We start from the raw sequence: 16212 nt of genomic DNA on the forward strand, positions 1-16212 counted from the left end.
AATGAATATGATTAAGCATGCAGCATGAAGCACATTATTCCATCACAATATTAACCGTTTTCACCTGAGTATAGCTCAATATTTCATCCAGGCCTTCCTCGGAACCGATACTGCTGTTTTTGTAACCTTGATACGGAACCCCCAGGTAATGGGAGGAACTGCCGTTTATCCAGAGGAAACCGGATTCTATGTTCTCCGCCATGCGGAGCGCGGTTTGAATATCGTGGGTCCATATCGAACCGGTTAATCCATAAGGGACACTGTTGATTTGTCGAACTGCATCTTCGACATTATTCCACTTGATCACCGAGAGGACGGGGCCGAATATTTCTTCATTGAAGATGCTCATCTTTTCATTTACATCTTCAAATACGGTAGGCAAAATAAACAGGCCTTTATCAAAGGTATCTCCCTCGGCTCTTTTCCCCCCGATGAGAAGACGGGCTCCTTGTTGATGTCCGGCATCGATATAAGAAACAACCTTATCGTACTGATTCCGGGAAACCAAACATCCCATTTCGGTTTCAGGATCCAGCGGATTTCCGATTTTAATTTGCTCTACATAATGCTTCAATTTCGGTAAAAATTGGTCGTATATATCCTCATGCACGAATAGCCTTGATGTCGATCCGCAGGATTGCCCTTGACACCATGTAAAATTCATGCCCTTTACCGCCGCTTTAGCCGCACTTTCCAAATCAACGTCCGGGAATACAATCATTGCATTTTTACCGCCCAACTCGAGCGATATATGCTTGATTCCAACTTCTGCAGATGATTTGAGAATGGTTTTTCCAGTTTCAACGCTGCCGATCAACCCGATTCTTTTAATATCCGGGTGACGTACAATGGCGTCGCCCGTCGTCCGGCCATCGCCACTAACAATATTTACGGTACCCGGAGGCAAAATTTGCTGACATAATTCCCCAAAAAGCAAGGATGAAAGCGGGCATTGATCCGGAGCTTTAAGCACGACCGTATTTCCTGCAATTAAAGGACCTACGATTTTAGTGGCCGTGAACATAATCGGATGGTTGTATGGAATGATCCTTCCAATCACGCCATACGGCTCCCTGCGCGTCAAATGCCAATTTTGGCTGGAGGGGAACGTGTCCCCTTTCATTTCGCTTGCCAATCCGCTCATGTATTCCATCATGGAGGCGGAAGCAAATACATCACCGCGCATAGCCGTAACCGGATTTCCGCTATCTACCGAGTCAAGCACTGCAAACTCATCGGCTCTCTTCTGGAATTCATCGGCAAGTTTACGGATCAGCCTGCCACGTTCGATCGGCGGTACATGCTTCCAGGTTTCGAACGCCTGTTTTGCAGCTTTAACCGCATGTTCAACGTCATTTTGTTGGGCGAACGGTACTTTCGCCAAGGCTTCCCCATTTGCAGGATTAACCGTTTCATAGGTTTCGCCGTTTTGCGCCTTAACCAGTTGCCCTCCGATCAGCATATTCCAATCTTTATCCAGCATCGATCTCTTGAGCTTCTCCCAATCCTCTAAAGATTTATTTGTCTCAATCAACGGTCCCTGCTCCTCTCGTAAAACGCTCATTTAAATACGAATATTCATACCGCCATCGATGTTGAAAACTTGACCCGTAATAAACGAGGAATCGTCCGAGCTCAAGAATACAACGGTTCCCGCCAGATCGTCCGGTACTTGCAATCGTTTCAACGATTGCATGTTTAACATGCGCTGTTTTTGGTCGTCATTCACCGTTTCGCGCGGAATTTCCGTATAGGTAGGTCCCGGTGTAATGGAATTTACCGTAATGTTGTACTCGCCAACTTCTCTGGCCAAAGATCCGCTGAATCCCAATACGCCTGCCTTCGATGCAACATAATGGATATAATCCGTCCGTCCCAGATAGACCGCAGCTGAGGAAATATTAATGATCCTTCCGCTATTTTGTTTTTTCATCACCGGCACAACAGCTTTGGAGCATAAAAAGACGCCTTTTAAATTTACATTCATCATGGCATCCCATTCTCCCCCGGTAATTTCCTCCATTTTTTTCATTTTTATCGTTGAAAAAATCGCCGCATTATTGACTAAAATATCTATCTTTCCATAGGTCTCCACCGTTTCGTTGGCCATATCAAGCGTGCTTTGTTCATTGGAGACATCCACAAAAACCGCTTTGGCTTCCAGACCGCCGCGTTTAATCTCTTCTTCAACATGACTTGCATTTACTTTATTAATGTCGGCGACAATAACTTTAGCTCCTTCTTGTGCCAAGCGCATGGAAAATGCTCTCCCGATGCCTTGCCCTCCACCCGTGACAATCGCAACTTTTCCTTTAAGCTTCAAATGACATAACCTCCCAGTTTAAAAACGTTTTCATGATTCAATTGTAGTAGCAGATGAAAATATTGTCAACAAAACTTACTTAAACTTATATATTTATTTTAATAATTTAACTTTTATAACAAGTTTGATAAGATTTATTTAATTTTTTAACATACTCTTATTTCATTTTCAACCATTTATTTCCCTAAGCTCGGAAGCATCGTCGCGATCTCCGGAATCATCATAATCAATATGATCAGCATGACTTTCAGCGAGACAAAGGGAACTGCACTTAGCGTAATTTCCTTCATGGTCACTTCAGGCGGCGAAACCCCTTTCATAACAAACAGCAGCAGACCGAAAGGCGGGGTTAAATTGCCCAGATCCAAACAAATAAGCATCATAATACCAAACCAAATCGGATCGTAGTCTAAAGCGATGACCATGGGAATGTAAACCGGAAGGGTGATCATCATGATCGATATCGGATCGATACAGCTATCCAGGAAAACGACGATCAGAAGCATAATGACAATAATCAATAGAGACGGAATTTCAAGCCCCAGAGCCATATTCAATAATCCCCGGCTTGCTCCCGTAAAAGCCAGCAGCTGTGTAAACGCAGAGGAAGCAGCGATAATAATCAGGATCATTCCTGAAATTTCCAATGTTCCCTTAATGGACTTTAATAACACTTCCCACGTCAGCGCCCTGTACATGATCACGAGCAGCAAAGCGCCAAACGCTCCCAATGCGGCTGATTCGGTAGGCGTAGCGATACCAAAGAAAATCAAAAGTACGGTTGCAAGAATCAAAAGCGCAGTAGGCATGACCCCGAATGTTAGCGAACGGATCCGATCGGACCAGCTGCTCTCTTCAATGGGATAAGCCGGGGCCAGGGAAGGGTTTTTGGCGCACCTGATCATGATGTACACAACGAAAATCGCGGTCATCAAAACTCCCGGGACAACGGTGGCTATCAACAAATCGCCAATCGATACCTTGCCGATACTCCCCAGCAGGACAGCCAGACTACTGTGCGGCATGATGACAGCCAGACTTCCCGAGGCCATGATGGGTCCAAGGACCATGGAGTTATGATAACCCCGGTTTCGCATGTCTGGTGCCAATACGGTTCCCAGCATGGAAGTATTAGCGATGCTTGATCCGCTTAGAGCGGCAAAAAAAGATCCGCTGATAATGGAAAGCACGCTTAACCGTCCAGGTATACGCCCTAACCATTTGGATAAAACATCCAAGGTTTTCACGACCAGTCCCGAATGCAGCAGCAATTCCCCCATGATGACAAAGAGCGGTATGGTTGTTAACGGAAACTTGGCCAACGAATCGTAAGCGCTTAATACAATTTGATTCATTCCGGGCTTAAAGCCCATGACATAGGTGATAAAAATAAAGTTTACCGCCAAGAATGAAAATGCCACCGGCATCCCCATAAACATGAATACCATGAGCAACCCAAAGAAACAAATAAGAAACAACCACCACTCCATTTAGATCACCTTCTTCGCTGTTCTAATCAAATTTTAAAATCACTCAAAATGTTTCGAATATATCTGAGAGTTAAAAGCAGACTGCCTAATGGAATAGGCAACAAAACCAAATATTTCGGAGTGTTCAAAATGTTATAAGAAATGACATCCCTTTGATAATTGTCAATGGTGGCTTTCAAGCTAAACCAGAAAAATAAGCCGCAGGCAATAGCTGCAATAATGGCCGTAATTCGATTAAAAAGCAATTGCTTACTAGGACTGAGTGTATTCAGGAGCAGGTCCAAACGAACATGCCCATCCTTGCGGAGCACCCATGAGGCCGATAAAAAAGCTAGAAAAACCATAATATATTCACTCAACTCCACCGTCCATGCAGCCGGTATTCCTAAAAAATAACGGCCGACCACGCTAAAACAGACCGTAAAGATCATCACAAACAATAAAATGGCGGCTATCGCCATAAAAACGACTTCAATTTGTGACAATGCCCGGTCAAACTGGTGAACCATCTTGCGGAATTTCACAAGGATCTCCCTCCTATTTCTTTCTGAACAATTCCTCTAATTTCTTTCCGTTCTCCGGCAAATTCGTCTCTACCCACTTCCAAGCCGAATCATTGGCAATTTTCAAGTATTCCTCTTCCGGCAGCTTAACTTCCTGAATCCCGGCTTCTTTCAACTTTTTCTGCTCGTCTTCAATAAATTTTTCAATGAATAGGGGAAGTTCTTTCTCGACTTCACGGGCTACCTTATTAATCAAATCCTGGTCTTCTTTAGACAGCTGCTTCCATCTGTCCAGATTCATGATCATAGAAGTATCGACTTTCCAGTAGCTGGGTGATATTTGATATTTAATTTGTTTTTGCAGCCCCAAATCTGTGACTCCACCCTTGGGCCAAGCTACGCCGTCAATGACCCCCCGCTCGATTGCCGTATAGATTTCTCCTGCCGGCATGATCACAGCCTCTGCACCTAATGCTTTAATAAACGGCACATAGACAGGCGATGTCCGGAATCGTTTGCCTTTAAGATCGTCGATACTGGTAATCGGCTTTTTCGTATATAGACTGTAGCTCATCCCGCTGGATCTTCCTATGAATTGGGCATTTAATTTTTTATTATGTATTTCATTCAGGAAAGCCATGCTGCCGTTCTTCCATTCATCTTCGACAGACAGTTCGCTATAATTGGTAACTACGGCTTCCGGCACCTGGTTCTGATAATAAGCTGTAGAAAGAACGGAAAAATCTACGACCCCCGTACGTACCGCATCTCCCTGATTAAAGGCCGGGATCGATTCGGGACCTCCTGCATACTGCACTTTAATTCGGCCATTGCTTTGCTCCTCGATTTTTTTCTGAAACATGCCGAATCCTGCACTATGAATATTATTTTCTTCCCAGGCGGTAACCCCTTTGAGCACAACTGATTTTTCCGATGAGGGCGTGGAACCCGTACCGCTTGGATTGCCCGAACAGGCACTGATGAGACTTGTCATGGCCAAGAGCGAAATGAAGCTGATAATACTTTTTTTACTAGACATCTTTAGACACCTCTTCCTTTGGTATATACGTTCATATGAGGCCATTGATAAACAATCGCTCCCCACAATAAAACGCTTTCAATATAATGATTGTAATATTTATTAAAAAATACGTCAATAAAAACTTATTCAAACTTATATTTTTCTGTATTGTTAAATAACTTTAATAAATTTACATAACTTATATCCGTTTTTCGTGTACGCCTATCCCGGCGCAACACAAAACAGCCACTCTCTGAAGAAAGCGGCTGTTCTAAGCAATATTTATTTTTTATTAAACAAATCAAGACTAATATCGACATTATTTACGGAGTAGGTCAAGCTTCCCATAGAAATGACGTTAACTCCCAATCCGGCAACTTCCGCTATATTATCGATGGTGATTCCCCCGGATGCCTCGGTAATGGCTTGATCTCCAATCAGCGCGATCGCATGCCTCATCGTGTCAAGCGGCATGTTATCGAACATAATAATATCGGCTTTCGCCTCCAGGGCCTCCTCCACTTGCGTAATGGATTCAACTTCCACTTCAATTTTCATGGTATGAGGAATTCCGGCTCGAGCGGATTCCACAGCCTGCTTTAATCCCCCGGCAGCTTTAATATGATTGTCTTTAATCAAAACCGCATCAAATAATCCATAGCGATGCGAATTTCCTCCCCCCACACGCACCGCATACTTCTCCAGCATACGAAGTCCGGGTGTTGTTTTTCTCGCTTCAACAACCCTGACATTAGCGTTATAGGGCCTCGCTGCCAGAACGAGACGGTTTGTTTTGGTAGCAATACCGGATAAGCGCTGCAGCAAATTAAGGGCAATACGTTCACCCGTTAGTATAGAACGGATATTACCGGATAATTCCGCTATAATCGTTCCCTTCGTAAGAACCTCACCGTCGCTAATCCTTGTCTGGATGACGACACTGGGATCAACGACTGAAAAAACAGCTTGAAGAACGGGGATTCCCGCCAAGATTCCTTCCCCTTTGGCGTGAATAATTCCAGTTCCGGTCAAATCTTCAGGGACCGTTACCCAGGAGGTCACGTCACCTGGTCCAACATCTTCCTCCAACCAGTCTCGAATTTGTTGATGCAGCTTATTTTTGTTCAGGAACATCTTCTCTTCTCCTCATTGTCGGTTCATATATTTAGAATGAATTAATCCGTGACCGCCGTTTGATAGTTCAAATAAATTTCCTTGCGCTGTTTGGAAGATTCCAGCACGGCTAAGCAAACCTCCAAATTCGCTTTAGCCCATCGGCCGTCATGCACCGGAGGACGATCGTTGTAAACCGCATCATAAAGCTCCGCGATCACCGCATCGCGTCCTGTAGCCGCAGCAGGAAGCGCTATTTCATACCGCTTGTCTTCCCCATAAACGTATAATCCATTAGGAGATTGACGAATATCACCTTTTTCGCAGCTTACAACCGTCAATCCAAAGAACGGATGATGATTTTCCGCATGGTCGTACTGTTTAGCTCTCGATCCCCCGTAGCCCGCCAGACTTTTAATCTGGCTTTCTTCTATGCGGCCCACTTGATCGATTGTTCTGCGAGACTTGGCATACACATCCGTGGAAACGACTGGCCCTCCCTCACTAATCCCATAAGTAAGCTCCGTAGAATGAAAGTGATCATAGCCGTTATAGACAGCAGTGGCTGCTGCCCCGCTTTCAAACTCCAGAAAAACAGTATGGCTCCCCTCTGTCGGCCGCGTCAGGTCCCATACTCCCGTCATGGCCCGGACACTCCTGATCAATCCGCCTCCAATAAGCCGTATAATATCAAATTGATGCGAGCCTTGCCGGAAGGTTACGCCTCCCCCCAACTGCGTATCCAATTCTTCTGGAGTCCGGGGTCTATAGATCCAGTCATTGAAGTACCAATTGTGAATCATGCGCACCTCTCCCAGCTCTCCGCTTCTAACGATTTCCCTTATTTTGCGGATAGGGGGTTCGAAGCTGTGAGAGTGCCCCACGATCATGACGACTCCGTTCTTTTCAGCCGCCTCAATCATTTTGTCTGCATCCTCAAGCGTGATCGCCATCGGCTTCTCTACGATAATGTGCTTCTTATTTTCGGCCGCCAGCAGGACGTGCTCGGTATGAAGCTCGGTAGGAGTCGCGATATAAATAGCGTCCACCGACGAACTTTGACACAACTCCTCTATACTGTGAAAGGTTTCCGCTTGATAATCACTCGCAAATTTCTCTCTCCGTTCCTTACTTCGGGTTGCCGCTGCCGAAAGCTGCACATTCGGATGCTTAAGAAACGCGGGGATTATGGAGCTGCCGGCAATACCAAGACCGGCAATCCCTATTCTTAATACAGGTGATTCCTTTCTTTGTAAATGAGCCATATATTCACCTTTTCTCTTCCTCGTGGAGTTTTTTCACGTAATAACGCCATCCCCACTGGTCATTAAACGTAGTTCCCAGATCAGGAAGCTCGTTCATATCCTCCTGGGATATCGGTGCAGCTTCTCTTCCCGTTTGAGCCACCTGAAGCGTAACCTTGGCCAGAATATTAAAATTCAAGGCACGAACGGTAGCTTCCTCTACCGTCTTCCCCGTTACGGTAATACCGTGTCCTTTCATTAAACAGATGTTCTTATCCCCCATCGCTTGCATCATGTAATGGGCGAGCTCCTGGCGGGTAATCAGACAGGAACGCGGAAATACGGGTATTCCTTCAAGAGCCATGCGCATGGCCGGAATATTAAACGCACCGAAAACAGGCCGAAACTCCAAATCGGTAATCCCGCAAATCAAGGCATCCGGCGGGTGTGCATGAATAACACAACCGACCTCCGGTCGTAATTTATACATTTCCCCATGAATAGGGAGTTCTTTGGGCACATCGTACTTCCCTTCAAGATCCGCACCGTTTCCGTCAAAATCGACACGCCGAATAGCATCTGACCGGGTGTAACGCACACCGTTCTCTTCTTCGCCCCTGCAACGGATAAACATCTCATCTGTTCCCGGTATGCGCACACTGACATGCCCCAGAATCCCATCCACCAAGCCCTCCATAGCCAAAATTCGGCAGGACAGGGCAATCTTTTCGCGAATATCTTGCAACAAATCACTCATTGCATGCCAACCTCCTCTCCATCATTCCGTCATCCTGCTTCCGGCGCCGTTACTCGGGTGACCTCAATAATCTCACCACGCCATGAACAGAAGCTGCACCAGCAAAAATAAGCCGTATCCGTTGAAATCCAAAATTCATTTAGCAAACTGCGCGGATGCAGCAAAGATTCTCCGCAACTCGGACAACACTTGATCTTCATGTCGTTTCCCCTTTCGACCCAATAGGTAGCGGCAACAAAAAATCAGGCCCCTTCCCATTCATGAATTATGAAGAAGGAGCCTGGGAGCCTGATTATCCTTCAAATTTTTTTAGACCATGACATACTTCGAAGGAATATTCCCGTTTCTGCAAATTTCTATGATTTCATCAATATTGGCTGCATATCTGGTATTCCAGTTTTTCGATACATTGGTCAGCAGGGCGCCCTCACTAAATTTATCCTCTTCTTGAGGCAGTTCAATGATTTGATTTTTCTCCGGGTCCCTAAACGTGCACAGCGGATCTTCACCTCTTTCGATTTTGGCCAGCTCCTTCAGCAGCATTTGCCGGTACATGATAATCCCTTTGTCCGAAGTACCCAGTCGTTCAGCTGTCCGGTCGGCAATTTCTCCTTGTGTGATCCAAGCCATCATATCTTGACCGTCAATATAATCCGTAATAAACTTTCCGGATTCATCCTTGATCGGGCATTCATACAGGGAAATCGGGTAATTTTCCGGAATTTTTACTCCCTCTTTCGGCACATAACAGGTGTACCAAATATGATACGTATGGTTATCGTCCATAGGAACACGAATTTGGAACGAATGCGCCCCGCTGTCTCCTACACGGAGCATATTAGGGAAAACCACGGGATGGCCTACACGCCAGTCTTCGCATTCCTCTGTCTGTCCTACCAACACTCTCTTCTTAATAATGCCGTATTCAAATTCATCAAAACCGATTTTAATATGGTGCTTCGTAATAGGCCACTCGCTCACCGGACGGTCCTGCTGTTCAAAAACATACTCAAAGTAGTGACCATGCAGCCACTCCAAATGAATGGGGTCAAGCGAGTTCTCCATAATTTGCAGCCAATTGCACGGTACAATGGCATATCCGATAGTCCGGATTACATTATCTCGAAGAAATAAGTCATATCGGGGCAACAGCGGAGCAGGCTCCGGACCTAAATAAGCGAAAATAAGTCCCCCTAGCTCCTCGACACGATAAGATTTGATTTTAATCCGGTTTTTAAAGGTACTTTCTTCAGGTTCATTCGGCTGTTCCGTGCAAGCGCCTTCACGATTAAAACACCAGCCATGGTATTGACAACGAAGGCCATCGTTTTCCGGTATTCCGTATTCAAGCGAAACCCCTCGATGCGGACAGCGTTCCTGAACAAGCCCCAGCTTCCCGGACCGGTCGCGATACAAGACCAGATCCTCTCCTAAAATCTTGACTTTCCTCGTCCCCGCCTTCGGAAATTCAGAGCTTGCTGCTACAGGATGCCAATATCTGCGAAGCAAACTTCCCGTCGGGGTTCCCGGACCTACTTTCGTCAGCGTTTCATTTTGTTCCTTGCTTAACATGTTAATCCCTCCTGTAATGACCTCTAAATTTCGTTGCTTTATTATGTCATAATCGTAACTTCGATATCACTTCCGTACAACTCAAATGTTCTGATATACGCACCAAAATAATTATTTTTTTTAATAAATATCAACTAAAATAACTAGGAAACCGTAACAAATTTTGTATAATAAACGTAAGGCCTTTGTTCTGCTATGAGGGACAAATAACGGCATATGGAGGTTATCTGAGATGAAACCGGATGCGAATAGAAAAAGATCGAGCGAAGAGTACTTGCTGTCTTCCGTCAGAAATGCTTTACGTATTTTACGCAGTTTTTCTGAAGATGAGACGGAAAAGAGGGTCAGTAAGCTGGCTGTCGAGCTAGGAATAGGAAAAAGTACGGTCAGTCGTTTGCTGGCTACCCTTGAAAGCGAGGGCTTTGCTCGAAGAGATCCGGAATCTCAAAAATGGCAGCTGGGTTTGACCGTGTTATCATTAGGAGGGATTGTAAAACGTCAGTTGCAATTAACGAAGGAGTCCCGGCCGGTGCTCATGAAATTAGTTAAGCAGACCGGGGAATCGGCACACGTTGCCATTCTGGAAGAAGCGGACGTCATTTATATCGAACAGATGGAATCCCCTCATCCGCTAAGACTTCCTCACGTGGGCAAAAGAAACCCCGCGTTCTGTACGAGTACCGGCAAAGTCTTACTCGCCCATAAAAAAGAAGAATATTTGGAGATGGTTATTTCAAAAGGTTTAACTCCATTTACCGAACATACGATCACCGATCCCATCAAATTTCTTGAGCATATCAAACAAGTACGCGAACAAAAATATGCCGTTAGTATCGAGGAGCTAACCCCGGGAGTGATTTCGGTTGCCGCCCCTATTCGAAACTACACCGGAAGAGTGGTGGCTGCCGTCTCCATAGCGGGAACAACCGAAGGATTCCAACACTATAAAATTAACGATTACAAAATTAAAGTCATGGAAGCCGCAAAAGAAATATCGGAAAACCTGGGATATTAAGGACAACCAGCAAATCTGTTACGGTTTAAACGAAAAAAACAGGGTGAGGAGAAGATCCTCAACCCTGTTTCCTGTCGTTACCTATAAAAACTAGATTTGTACTTTTTGAAAATATTCAAGCACTTCATCGACCCGGATCACATCAGCATACTTGACATCTAATTCCAAAAGGGCCGTTTGGTGCTCTGTGATCGAGCGATCAGCTACCGCTTCTTCCGGCACAATGGTATGGAACCCATGTTGAAGAGAATCAATCGCCGTTACCCTTATACATCCGCTTGTACTGTTGCCTACGATAATAACCGTATCGATATCCTGGGCTTTCAGCCAATCGGATAAATCGGATTTGAAAAATGGAGAAATGTAGGGACTATGAATAATTTTGTTGAATTGAAAATGGCCTAATCTTGGCTCAATATCCGTCCAAATCGATTCCTGCTTTAACATGAGGTTGGTTTCTATTTTTTTCGCCCACAGATTCGATATTTTATTATTCGGATCATAGATGGTAACAGCAAAAACAATCGGAATATTCAGTTTGGTAGCGGATTCCAACAATAAATGAGTCTGTTCGATAACCTTATCCATGTCATACCCCGCTTTAGAAGTGGGGTCTGTGAAATAACGAATTAAGTCTCTTACAATAATGCACGGTTTATTGCCAAATCCCATCCTTCCGAACGGGCCCCAGGTTCCATAGGCATGTTTGACTTCATTGTACTGATATCTTCTTTGACCGCCCGGCGTGTAATAGACCTTTAATCCATAGCCTTCAACTTGTCCGTCTTTTTCCAATCTGCGAAGTGTCGCAGGCGATACTCCCAGCTTTTTGGCAGCCTCGGCGATCGTTATATAATCTTTATCCATGTTTAGACCTCTATTCTTATGCTAACCGTAATCATTGTATTATTTTTTTGGAAATCCGTCAACATTACTTAATTAAACTTGCGTATCTTTTATAAGTATAATAACTTTAACTATATTTTGAAAGATCTATTCATAAAATGATCGTAAGAAGCTTCGTCTGGAATAAGCTCGAAAAACAGAAAAGGAGCAGCTGCAAAAGCAACTCCTCTCTTCGCTCAACTTGGATCATTAGCTTTCCTTGGAACCCGAACTGGCAACACCCTGAACAAAGTAGCGCTGCAGTACTAAAATCAATACGACTGGCACGACCACGGCCAGGACGGTTGCCGCAAACATTTCATTCCAGAAAGTCGCATGTTCGGTGGTAGCCAAACTAATGGCCACCTGAATGACCCTATATTCCTCTGATCGAGTTACGATTAAAGGCCACATAAAAGATTCCCACTGAAGAATAAACGTTAGCAGCCCTGCACTTATCGTCACCGGTTTACAGAGCGGCATGATGATCTTCGTATAGATCATCCACCAGGAAGCCCCTTCCATTCTTGCCGATTCCAATAAAGAATCCGGTAAGTCCATAAAAAATTGGCGGAACAAAAAGATAACCAGACCGTTTGCGATGCCCGGTATGATGAGACCCTTATACGTATCCACCCATCCCATACTGTTAACCAAACTGTATAACGGTATCGATATCACTTCAAACGGAATCATAAAACTTAACATCACTAAGGCCCAAATCACGATTTTGCCTTTGAAATTAAATTTTGCGAAAGCAAACGCGGCCATAGAGTTAATCGCAATGCTAAAGATTACGGTAACGATCGCAATGAAAAAAGTATTAAATACGACCCGGCCGAATCCTCTTAATTGAAAAAGATTCGTATAAGCTTCCAAGGTCATTGAAGTGGGAATAAAAGTTCTCCACGATATAGGCGAAACATAGCGGAAGATATCGTCTAAAGGTCTAAACGATGAAACCAAAGCAAACAAAAGCGGAAAAATGACAATCCCGACAAGCAGGAAATGAATGGCATATATAACAGGTTTAAGACTAAGCTTCATTTCCATCCCCCCTCATTAATGTTCCGCTTTAAATAACTTGAACTGTGCGGTAATAATAATCAATATGATGCAAAGCAGGATCATAACAATAGCCGAGGCTCTTCCCGGATCGGAATACATGAATGCACTATTGAAGCTTTCATTCATCAGCACGTTGGTACTATCCTGAGGACCGCCCTTGGTCAAAATATACATCGGAGCAAACAGTAAGAAATTTGTTACCGTATCAGCTACCGTTACAAAAATAAGCGGCCTTTTCATCATTGGAATCGTGACATGCTTGAACCGCTTCCACTTGCCCGCACCGTCAATCGATGCCGCTTCATAGAGCGAGAGAGGAACTTCCTGCAATCCGGCCAGGAGAAAGATGGACCAATACCCTACGCCTCTCCAGGTAGCAATCGCTATGATCGCCCACAGCGCTTGATCCTGACTTCCTAGAAAGGGTTGCGGCTCCAGGCCTACCGCTATAAGCAGCGAGTTAAGAATGCCCTGTTCCTGATTCATCATCAAGCTCCAGAGCACACATGCAATGGGCAGCGAAACGGCTATCGGAATATAGTGAATAGAGCGGAAAAAACCTATGCCTCGCAAATGATAATTCAAAAGTATCGCAAGAAATAAAGCGAGAACAATCTGCAAAGGATTGATGACGACATTCATCAACAGGGTAATTTTCACCGAATTCCAGAACACAGGGTCAGTTAGAAGATCCCCATAATTTTTTAATCCTGTGAATATTTTCTCGCCTGCCAGAAAGGATGAGGCATACAAACTCTCCTTCAGTCCTTCGGCGATCGGCAGAAGTTTAAATATTAAAATCCCCAAAAGCGCCGGAAATAAAAACGCATACGGTACATAGGCTCTATCCTTCATTCTGACTCACCACCCTATGGTCTGCTAGTTAAGATAAAAGGAGGGACATTTGTCATATAGAAACGCCCTCCTTATACGTTACAGGTCATGAAAGAAATTATTTGGCTATGGTTTCATATTTCTTGAGTTGGCGGTCAATCTGATCAGCGGCATTATCGAGTGCGCTTTTGGGTTCCGAGCCATTTTTTATATCCTCATATGCCTTGTTCAGCAAAGATTCCCATTCCAGATAGCCTGGCGTAGATGGTCGTGAAACCGACGTATTTTTTGCTTCATAAGCAGCCAGTCTTAATCCGCTTGCCGGGAATTCGTTGAATTTAGCTTCCTTGTCGATGGCATCCAGCAATTCCTTGTTAGCCGGAATTTCATTACGCTGCTCGAACCAAACTTTCGATCCTTCCCCGACTGTCGCATACTGGATGAACTTGGCAGCGGCTTCTTTCTTGGTGGAGAATTGGGAAATGCCTAAATGCCAGCTTCCGGTCGGCGTTGCCGGTTTTTGCCCGTCGAAATAAGGAATAGGCGCATAACCGAAAGAAAGACCTTTATCTTGAAGCTGCTTCAATAACGCCGTTCCTCCAACAAACATCGCCACTTTACCTGTTGCAAAGTAATCGATGGACACATCGGGGCTAATTTTGGGACTAATCTTCCACGTATTGAATAAGTCAAAGTAAAATTTGCTTGCCTGAACCATCTCTGGAGAGTTCGTAAACCCGCTTGCTTGGATGCCGTTGTCGCTGATGACTTTCGCCCCTAAGCTGTGCGCCAAAGGCAATACCTGATAAGGGCGGCCAATTTGCTGGAAACTAAAACCGAATACATCCGTTTGCCCGTCTCCGTTGCTGTCATAGGTCAGTTTCTTTCCTTCTTCCACTAATTTTTCCCATGTCCAACGTTCTTTCGGGTCGCTTGAAGGCGGTGTAACTCCTTTGGCCGTGAGAATGTCTTTGTTGTAGTATAACAGCTGACTGGAAGTATTTAACGGGGATGCCATGAACTTGCCGTTAAACGTCCCTAACTGCACAGAGGAGTCGATCAGCTTTCCTTTTTGTTCGGCGGTAATATAGCTGTCTAACGGTTCCAGGAAGCCCTTGGCCGTGTAGTTCGCAACCAGAGGACCATCTACTGTAAATAAATCAAAGGTAGGTTTCTTCGAATTCATCTGTACCTCGATTCCTTCGAATAGTTGCCGGAACGGCAACGAAACCACACTCACTTTGATGTCGGGATTTGCTTCTTCGAATTTTCCTACAAGCACCTGAAGATCTTTGAGCCATTCGCCGAGAACCATGATCGTGATTTCCGTTTTTGCTTGCTTATCCGAACCTGTGTTGTCTGGCGTTTTAGCTTCCGGCACCGGCTGGTTACCCGAAGAGCAGCCGGCGATTGCAGTAAATGCCAACATAGCGATCAGCAGTACAGATACGATTTTTTTCATTTCTTTTTCTCCCCTATTTTCAATTTTGTGCAAGCAACCGATCCATTAACAATCGGATAAACCTTTCATTATCCACTTCCAAGCCTATCTCCACATTGGCGTCTTCAGAGAAAACCACGACGGTTTGTCCTGTAGGATGGCGGTGATCGTATTCTACTCTTATGTTCATTCTTTGCGTTTGGACAATGGACCGGTCAACCAATAAAGATACAGCCAGCGGATCATGCATCGCCGTCCAATCCTTGCCCCGAAAACGCAACCATTTCTCAATGGACTGGGCCAATGCGATATTTAGCGGATCTCCGGAAGCATAAAGCTCATCTTTTTCCTTTGATGTGATTCGAACCTTCATCGTAACGTCCAATCCAACCATGACGATTGGAGCCCCGGAGGAAAAAACAAGGGATGCCGCCTCGGGATCGCATTTCACGTTATGCTCAATCGGAGGCAATTCAATTCCGTTATTCCCTAGGCGAGTAACGCCCCCCATCAGGATGATCTCCTTAACATGCTCAACAATTCGGGGTTCACGAATTATGGCGACCGCAATGTTGGTAAGGGGCCCGATCGGTACAAGGGTAATTTCGCCGGGATTGCTCATAATCTTGTCAATGATAAAATCAACGGCATGCCGGTCTTCAATGTCGAAGGCTTCATGATTCGATAACAACAGCTCTTCATGTCCCGCCCAAAACACTTCCCGATTTTGCAGCAGCGGCTTCTCAATCCCTTTGTAGACGCACACATCATGGCGATTAGCTAAATGCATCAGTTTTTTTACCAGACGCGCACGAATATCTACATCCCCATAAACCGTTGTTACTCCCTCCAATACAATTTCCGGAGACCTTAAGGCCAATGCTAAAGCCAGGGCATCATCCACATCTGTACCGATATCCGTATCCAGAATAATACGCTGCATGTG

15 protein-coding genes are annotated in these 16212 nt (G+C 44.9%); 1 reads left to right on the top strand and 14 read right to left on the bottom strand.

What is annotated here, in order from left to right:
- Window positions 1-34 precede the first annotated feature (34 nt).
- From ACZ439_RS04080 to ACZ439_RS04120, 9 genes are all read right to left on the bottom strand, one after another.
- Window positions 35-1534 carry an aldehyde dehydrogenase family protein gene (locus ACZ439_RS04080; RefSeq protein WP_201318898.1) on the bottom strand — a complete coding sequence of 500 codons (1500 nt, stop codon included), beginning with the start codon at window positions 1532-1534 and terminating at the stop codon, window positions 35-37.
- 30 nt (window positions 1535-1564) lie between these two features.
- Window positions 1565-2323 carry an SDR family NAD(P)-dependent oxidoreductase gene (locus ACZ439_RS04085; RefSeq protein WP_127609642.1) on the bottom strand — a complete coding sequence of 253 codons (759 nt, stop codon included), beginning with the start codon at window positions 2321-2323 and terminating at the stop codon, window positions 1565-1567.
- Between the two features lie 176 nt (window positions 2324-2499).
- Entirely contained in the window at window positions 2500-3813 is a 1314-nt protein-coding gene (locus ACZ439_RS04090) for a TRAP transporter large permease (RefSeq protein ID WP_127609644.1), read from the bottom strand.
- Window positions 3814-3839: 26 nt separating this feature from the next.
- Window positions 3840-4337 (bottom strand): TRAP transporter small permease, encoded by a 498-nt coding sequence (locus ACZ439_RS04095; RefSeq protein WP_127609646.1) that lies wholly within the window; start codon window positions 4335-4337, stop codon window positions 3840-3842.
- 13 nt (window positions 4338-4350) lie between these two features.
- Window positions 4351-5355, bottom strand: coding sequence for a TRAP transporter substrate-binding protein DctP (gene dctP, locus ACZ439_RS04100; protein WP_164751935.1), 1005 nt, complete (start codon window positions 5353-5355; stop codon window positions 4351-4353).
- Window positions 5356-5619: 264 nt separating this feature from the next.
- A complete protein-coding gene (gene nadC / locus ACZ439_RS04105) occupies window positions 5620-6471 on the bottom strand; it encodes a carboxylating nicotinate-nucleotide diphosphorylase (RefSeq protein ID WP_127609650.1) in 852 nt (283 codons plus the stop codon).
- Window positions 6472-6512: 41 nt separating this feature from the next.
- A complete protein-coding gene (locus ACZ439_RS04110) occupies window positions 6513-7715 on the bottom strand; it encodes a Gfo/Idh/MocA family protein (protein WP_054798861.1) in 1203 nt (400 codons plus the stop codon).
- Window positions 7716-7719: 4 nt separating this feature from the next.
- Window positions 7720-8451: a 3,4-dihydroxyphthalate decarboxylase gene (gene phtC, locus ACZ439_RS04115; RefSeq protein ID WP_127609652.1), complete on the bottom strand. Its 732-nt coding sequence runs from the start codon at window positions 8449-8451 to the stop codon at window positions 7720-7722.
- A gap of 309 nt (window positions 8452-8760) precedes the next feature.
- On the bottom strand, window positions 8761-10023 hold the full coding sequence (locus tag ACZ439_RS04120; protein ID WP_054795308.1) for an aromatic ring-hydroxylating dioxygenase subunit alpha: 1263 nt from the start codon (window positions 10021-10023) through the stop codon (window positions 8761-8763).
- 232 nt (window positions 10024-10255) lie between these two features.
- On the opposite strand from ACZ439_RS04120, the gene ACZ439_RS04125 reads away from it, so the two are divergent.
- The gene (locus tag ACZ439_RS04125; RefSeq protein WP_127609654.1) at window positions 10256-11038 is read left to right on the top strand and encodes an IclR family transcriptional regulator; all 783 of its coding nucleotides are present in this window, start codon (window positions 10256-10258) and stop codon (window positions 11036-11038) included.
- A 90-nt stretch (window positions 11039-11128) separates the two neighbouring features.
- On the opposite strand, the gene ACZ439_RS04130 is transcribed toward ACZ439_RS04125, so the two are convergent.
- The 5 genes from ACZ439_RS04130 to ACZ439_RS04150 all read right to left on the bottom strand — a co-directional run bounded on the left by ACZ439_RS04130 (window position 11129) and on the right by ACZ439_RS04150 (window position 16209).
- The gene (locus tag ACZ439_RS04130; protein ID WP_127609656.1) at window positions 11129-11905 is read right to left on the bottom strand and encodes an isochorismatase family protein; all 777 of its coding nucleotides are present in this window, start codon (window positions 11903-11905) and stop codon (window positions 11129-11131) included.
- 228 nt (window positions 11906-12133) lie between these two features.
- Entirely contained in the window at window positions 12134-12970 is an 837-nt protein-coding gene (locus tag ACZ439_RS04135; RefSeq protein ID WP_127610547.1) for a carbohydrate ABC transporter permease, read from the bottom strand.
- A 15-nt stretch (window positions 12971-12985) separates the two neighbouring features.
- Window positions 12986-13846 carry a carbohydrate ABC transporter permease gene (locus tag ACZ439_RS04140; protein WP_127610549.1) on the bottom strand — a complete coding sequence of 287 codons (861 nt, stop codon included), beginning with the start codon at window positions 13844-13846 and terminating at the stop codon, window positions 12986-12988.
- Between the two features lie 97 nt (window positions 13847-13943).
- The gene (locus ACZ439_RS04145; RefSeq protein WP_127610551.1) at window positions 13944-15287 is read right to left on the bottom strand and encodes a sugar ABC transporter substrate-binding protein; all 1344 of its coding nucleotides are present in this window, start codon (window positions 15285-15287) and stop codon (window positions 13944-13946) included.
- Window positions 15288-15306: 19 nt separating this feature from the next.
- Complete coding sequence (locus ACZ439_RS04150; protein WP_464620652.1) at window positions 15307-16209, bottom strand: nucleoside hydrolase; 903 nt, start codon at window positions 16207-16209, stop codon at window positions 15307-15309.
- Between the last annotated feature and the right edge of the window lie 3 nt (window positions 16210-16212).

The organism is Paenibacillus sp. JCM 9796 (assembly GCF_055379675.1).

Coding starts and splice junctions, on each gene's coding strand:
- ACZ439_RS04090 (WP_127609644.1), bottom strand. CDS start 3,813: ATGGAGTGGTGGTTGTTTCTTATTTGTTTCTTTGGGTTGCTCATGGTA.
- dctP (WP_164751935.1), bottom strand. CDS start 5,355: ATGTCTAGTAAAAAAAGTATTATCAGCTTCATTTCGCTCTTGGCCATG.
- nadC (WP_127609650.1), bottom strand. CDS start 6,471: ATGTTCCTGAACAAAAATAAGCTGCATCAACAAATTCGAGACTGGTTG.
- ACZ439_RS04110 (WP_054798861.1), bottom strand. CDS start 7,715: ATGGCTCATTTACAAAGAAAGGAATCACCTGTATTAAGAATAGGGATT.
- phtC (WP_127609652.1), bottom strand. CDS start 8,451: ATGAGTGATTTGTTGCAAGATATTCGCGAAAAGATTGCCCTGTCCTGC.
- ACZ439_RS04120 (WP_054795308.1), bottom strand. CDS start 10,023: ATGTTAAGCAAGGAACAAAATGAAACGCTGACGAAAGTAGGTCCGGGA.
- ACZ439_RS04125 (WP_127609654.1), top strand. CDS start 10,256: ATGAAACCGGATGCGAATAGAAAAAGATCGAGCGAAGAGTACTTGCTG.
- ACZ439_RS04130 (WP_127609656.1), bottom strand. CDS start 11,905: ATGGATAAAGATTATATAACGATCGCCGAGGCTGCCAAAAAGCTGGGA.
- ACZ439_RS04135 (WP_127610547.1), bottom strand. CDS start 12,970: ATGAAGCTTAGTCTTAAACCTGTTATATATGCCATTCATTTCCTGCTT.
- ACZ439_RS04140 (WP_127610549.1), bottom strand. CDS start 13,846: ATGAAGGATAGAGCCTATGTACCGTATGCGTTTTTATTTCCGGCGCTT.
- ACZ439_RS04145 (WP_127610551.1), bottom strand. CDS start 15,287: ATGAAAAAAATCGTATCTGTACTGCTGATCGCTATGTTGGCATTTACT.
- ACZ439_RS04150 (WP_464620652.1), bottom strand. CDS start 16,209: ATGCAGCGTATTATTCTGGATACGGATATCGGTACAGATGTGGATGAT.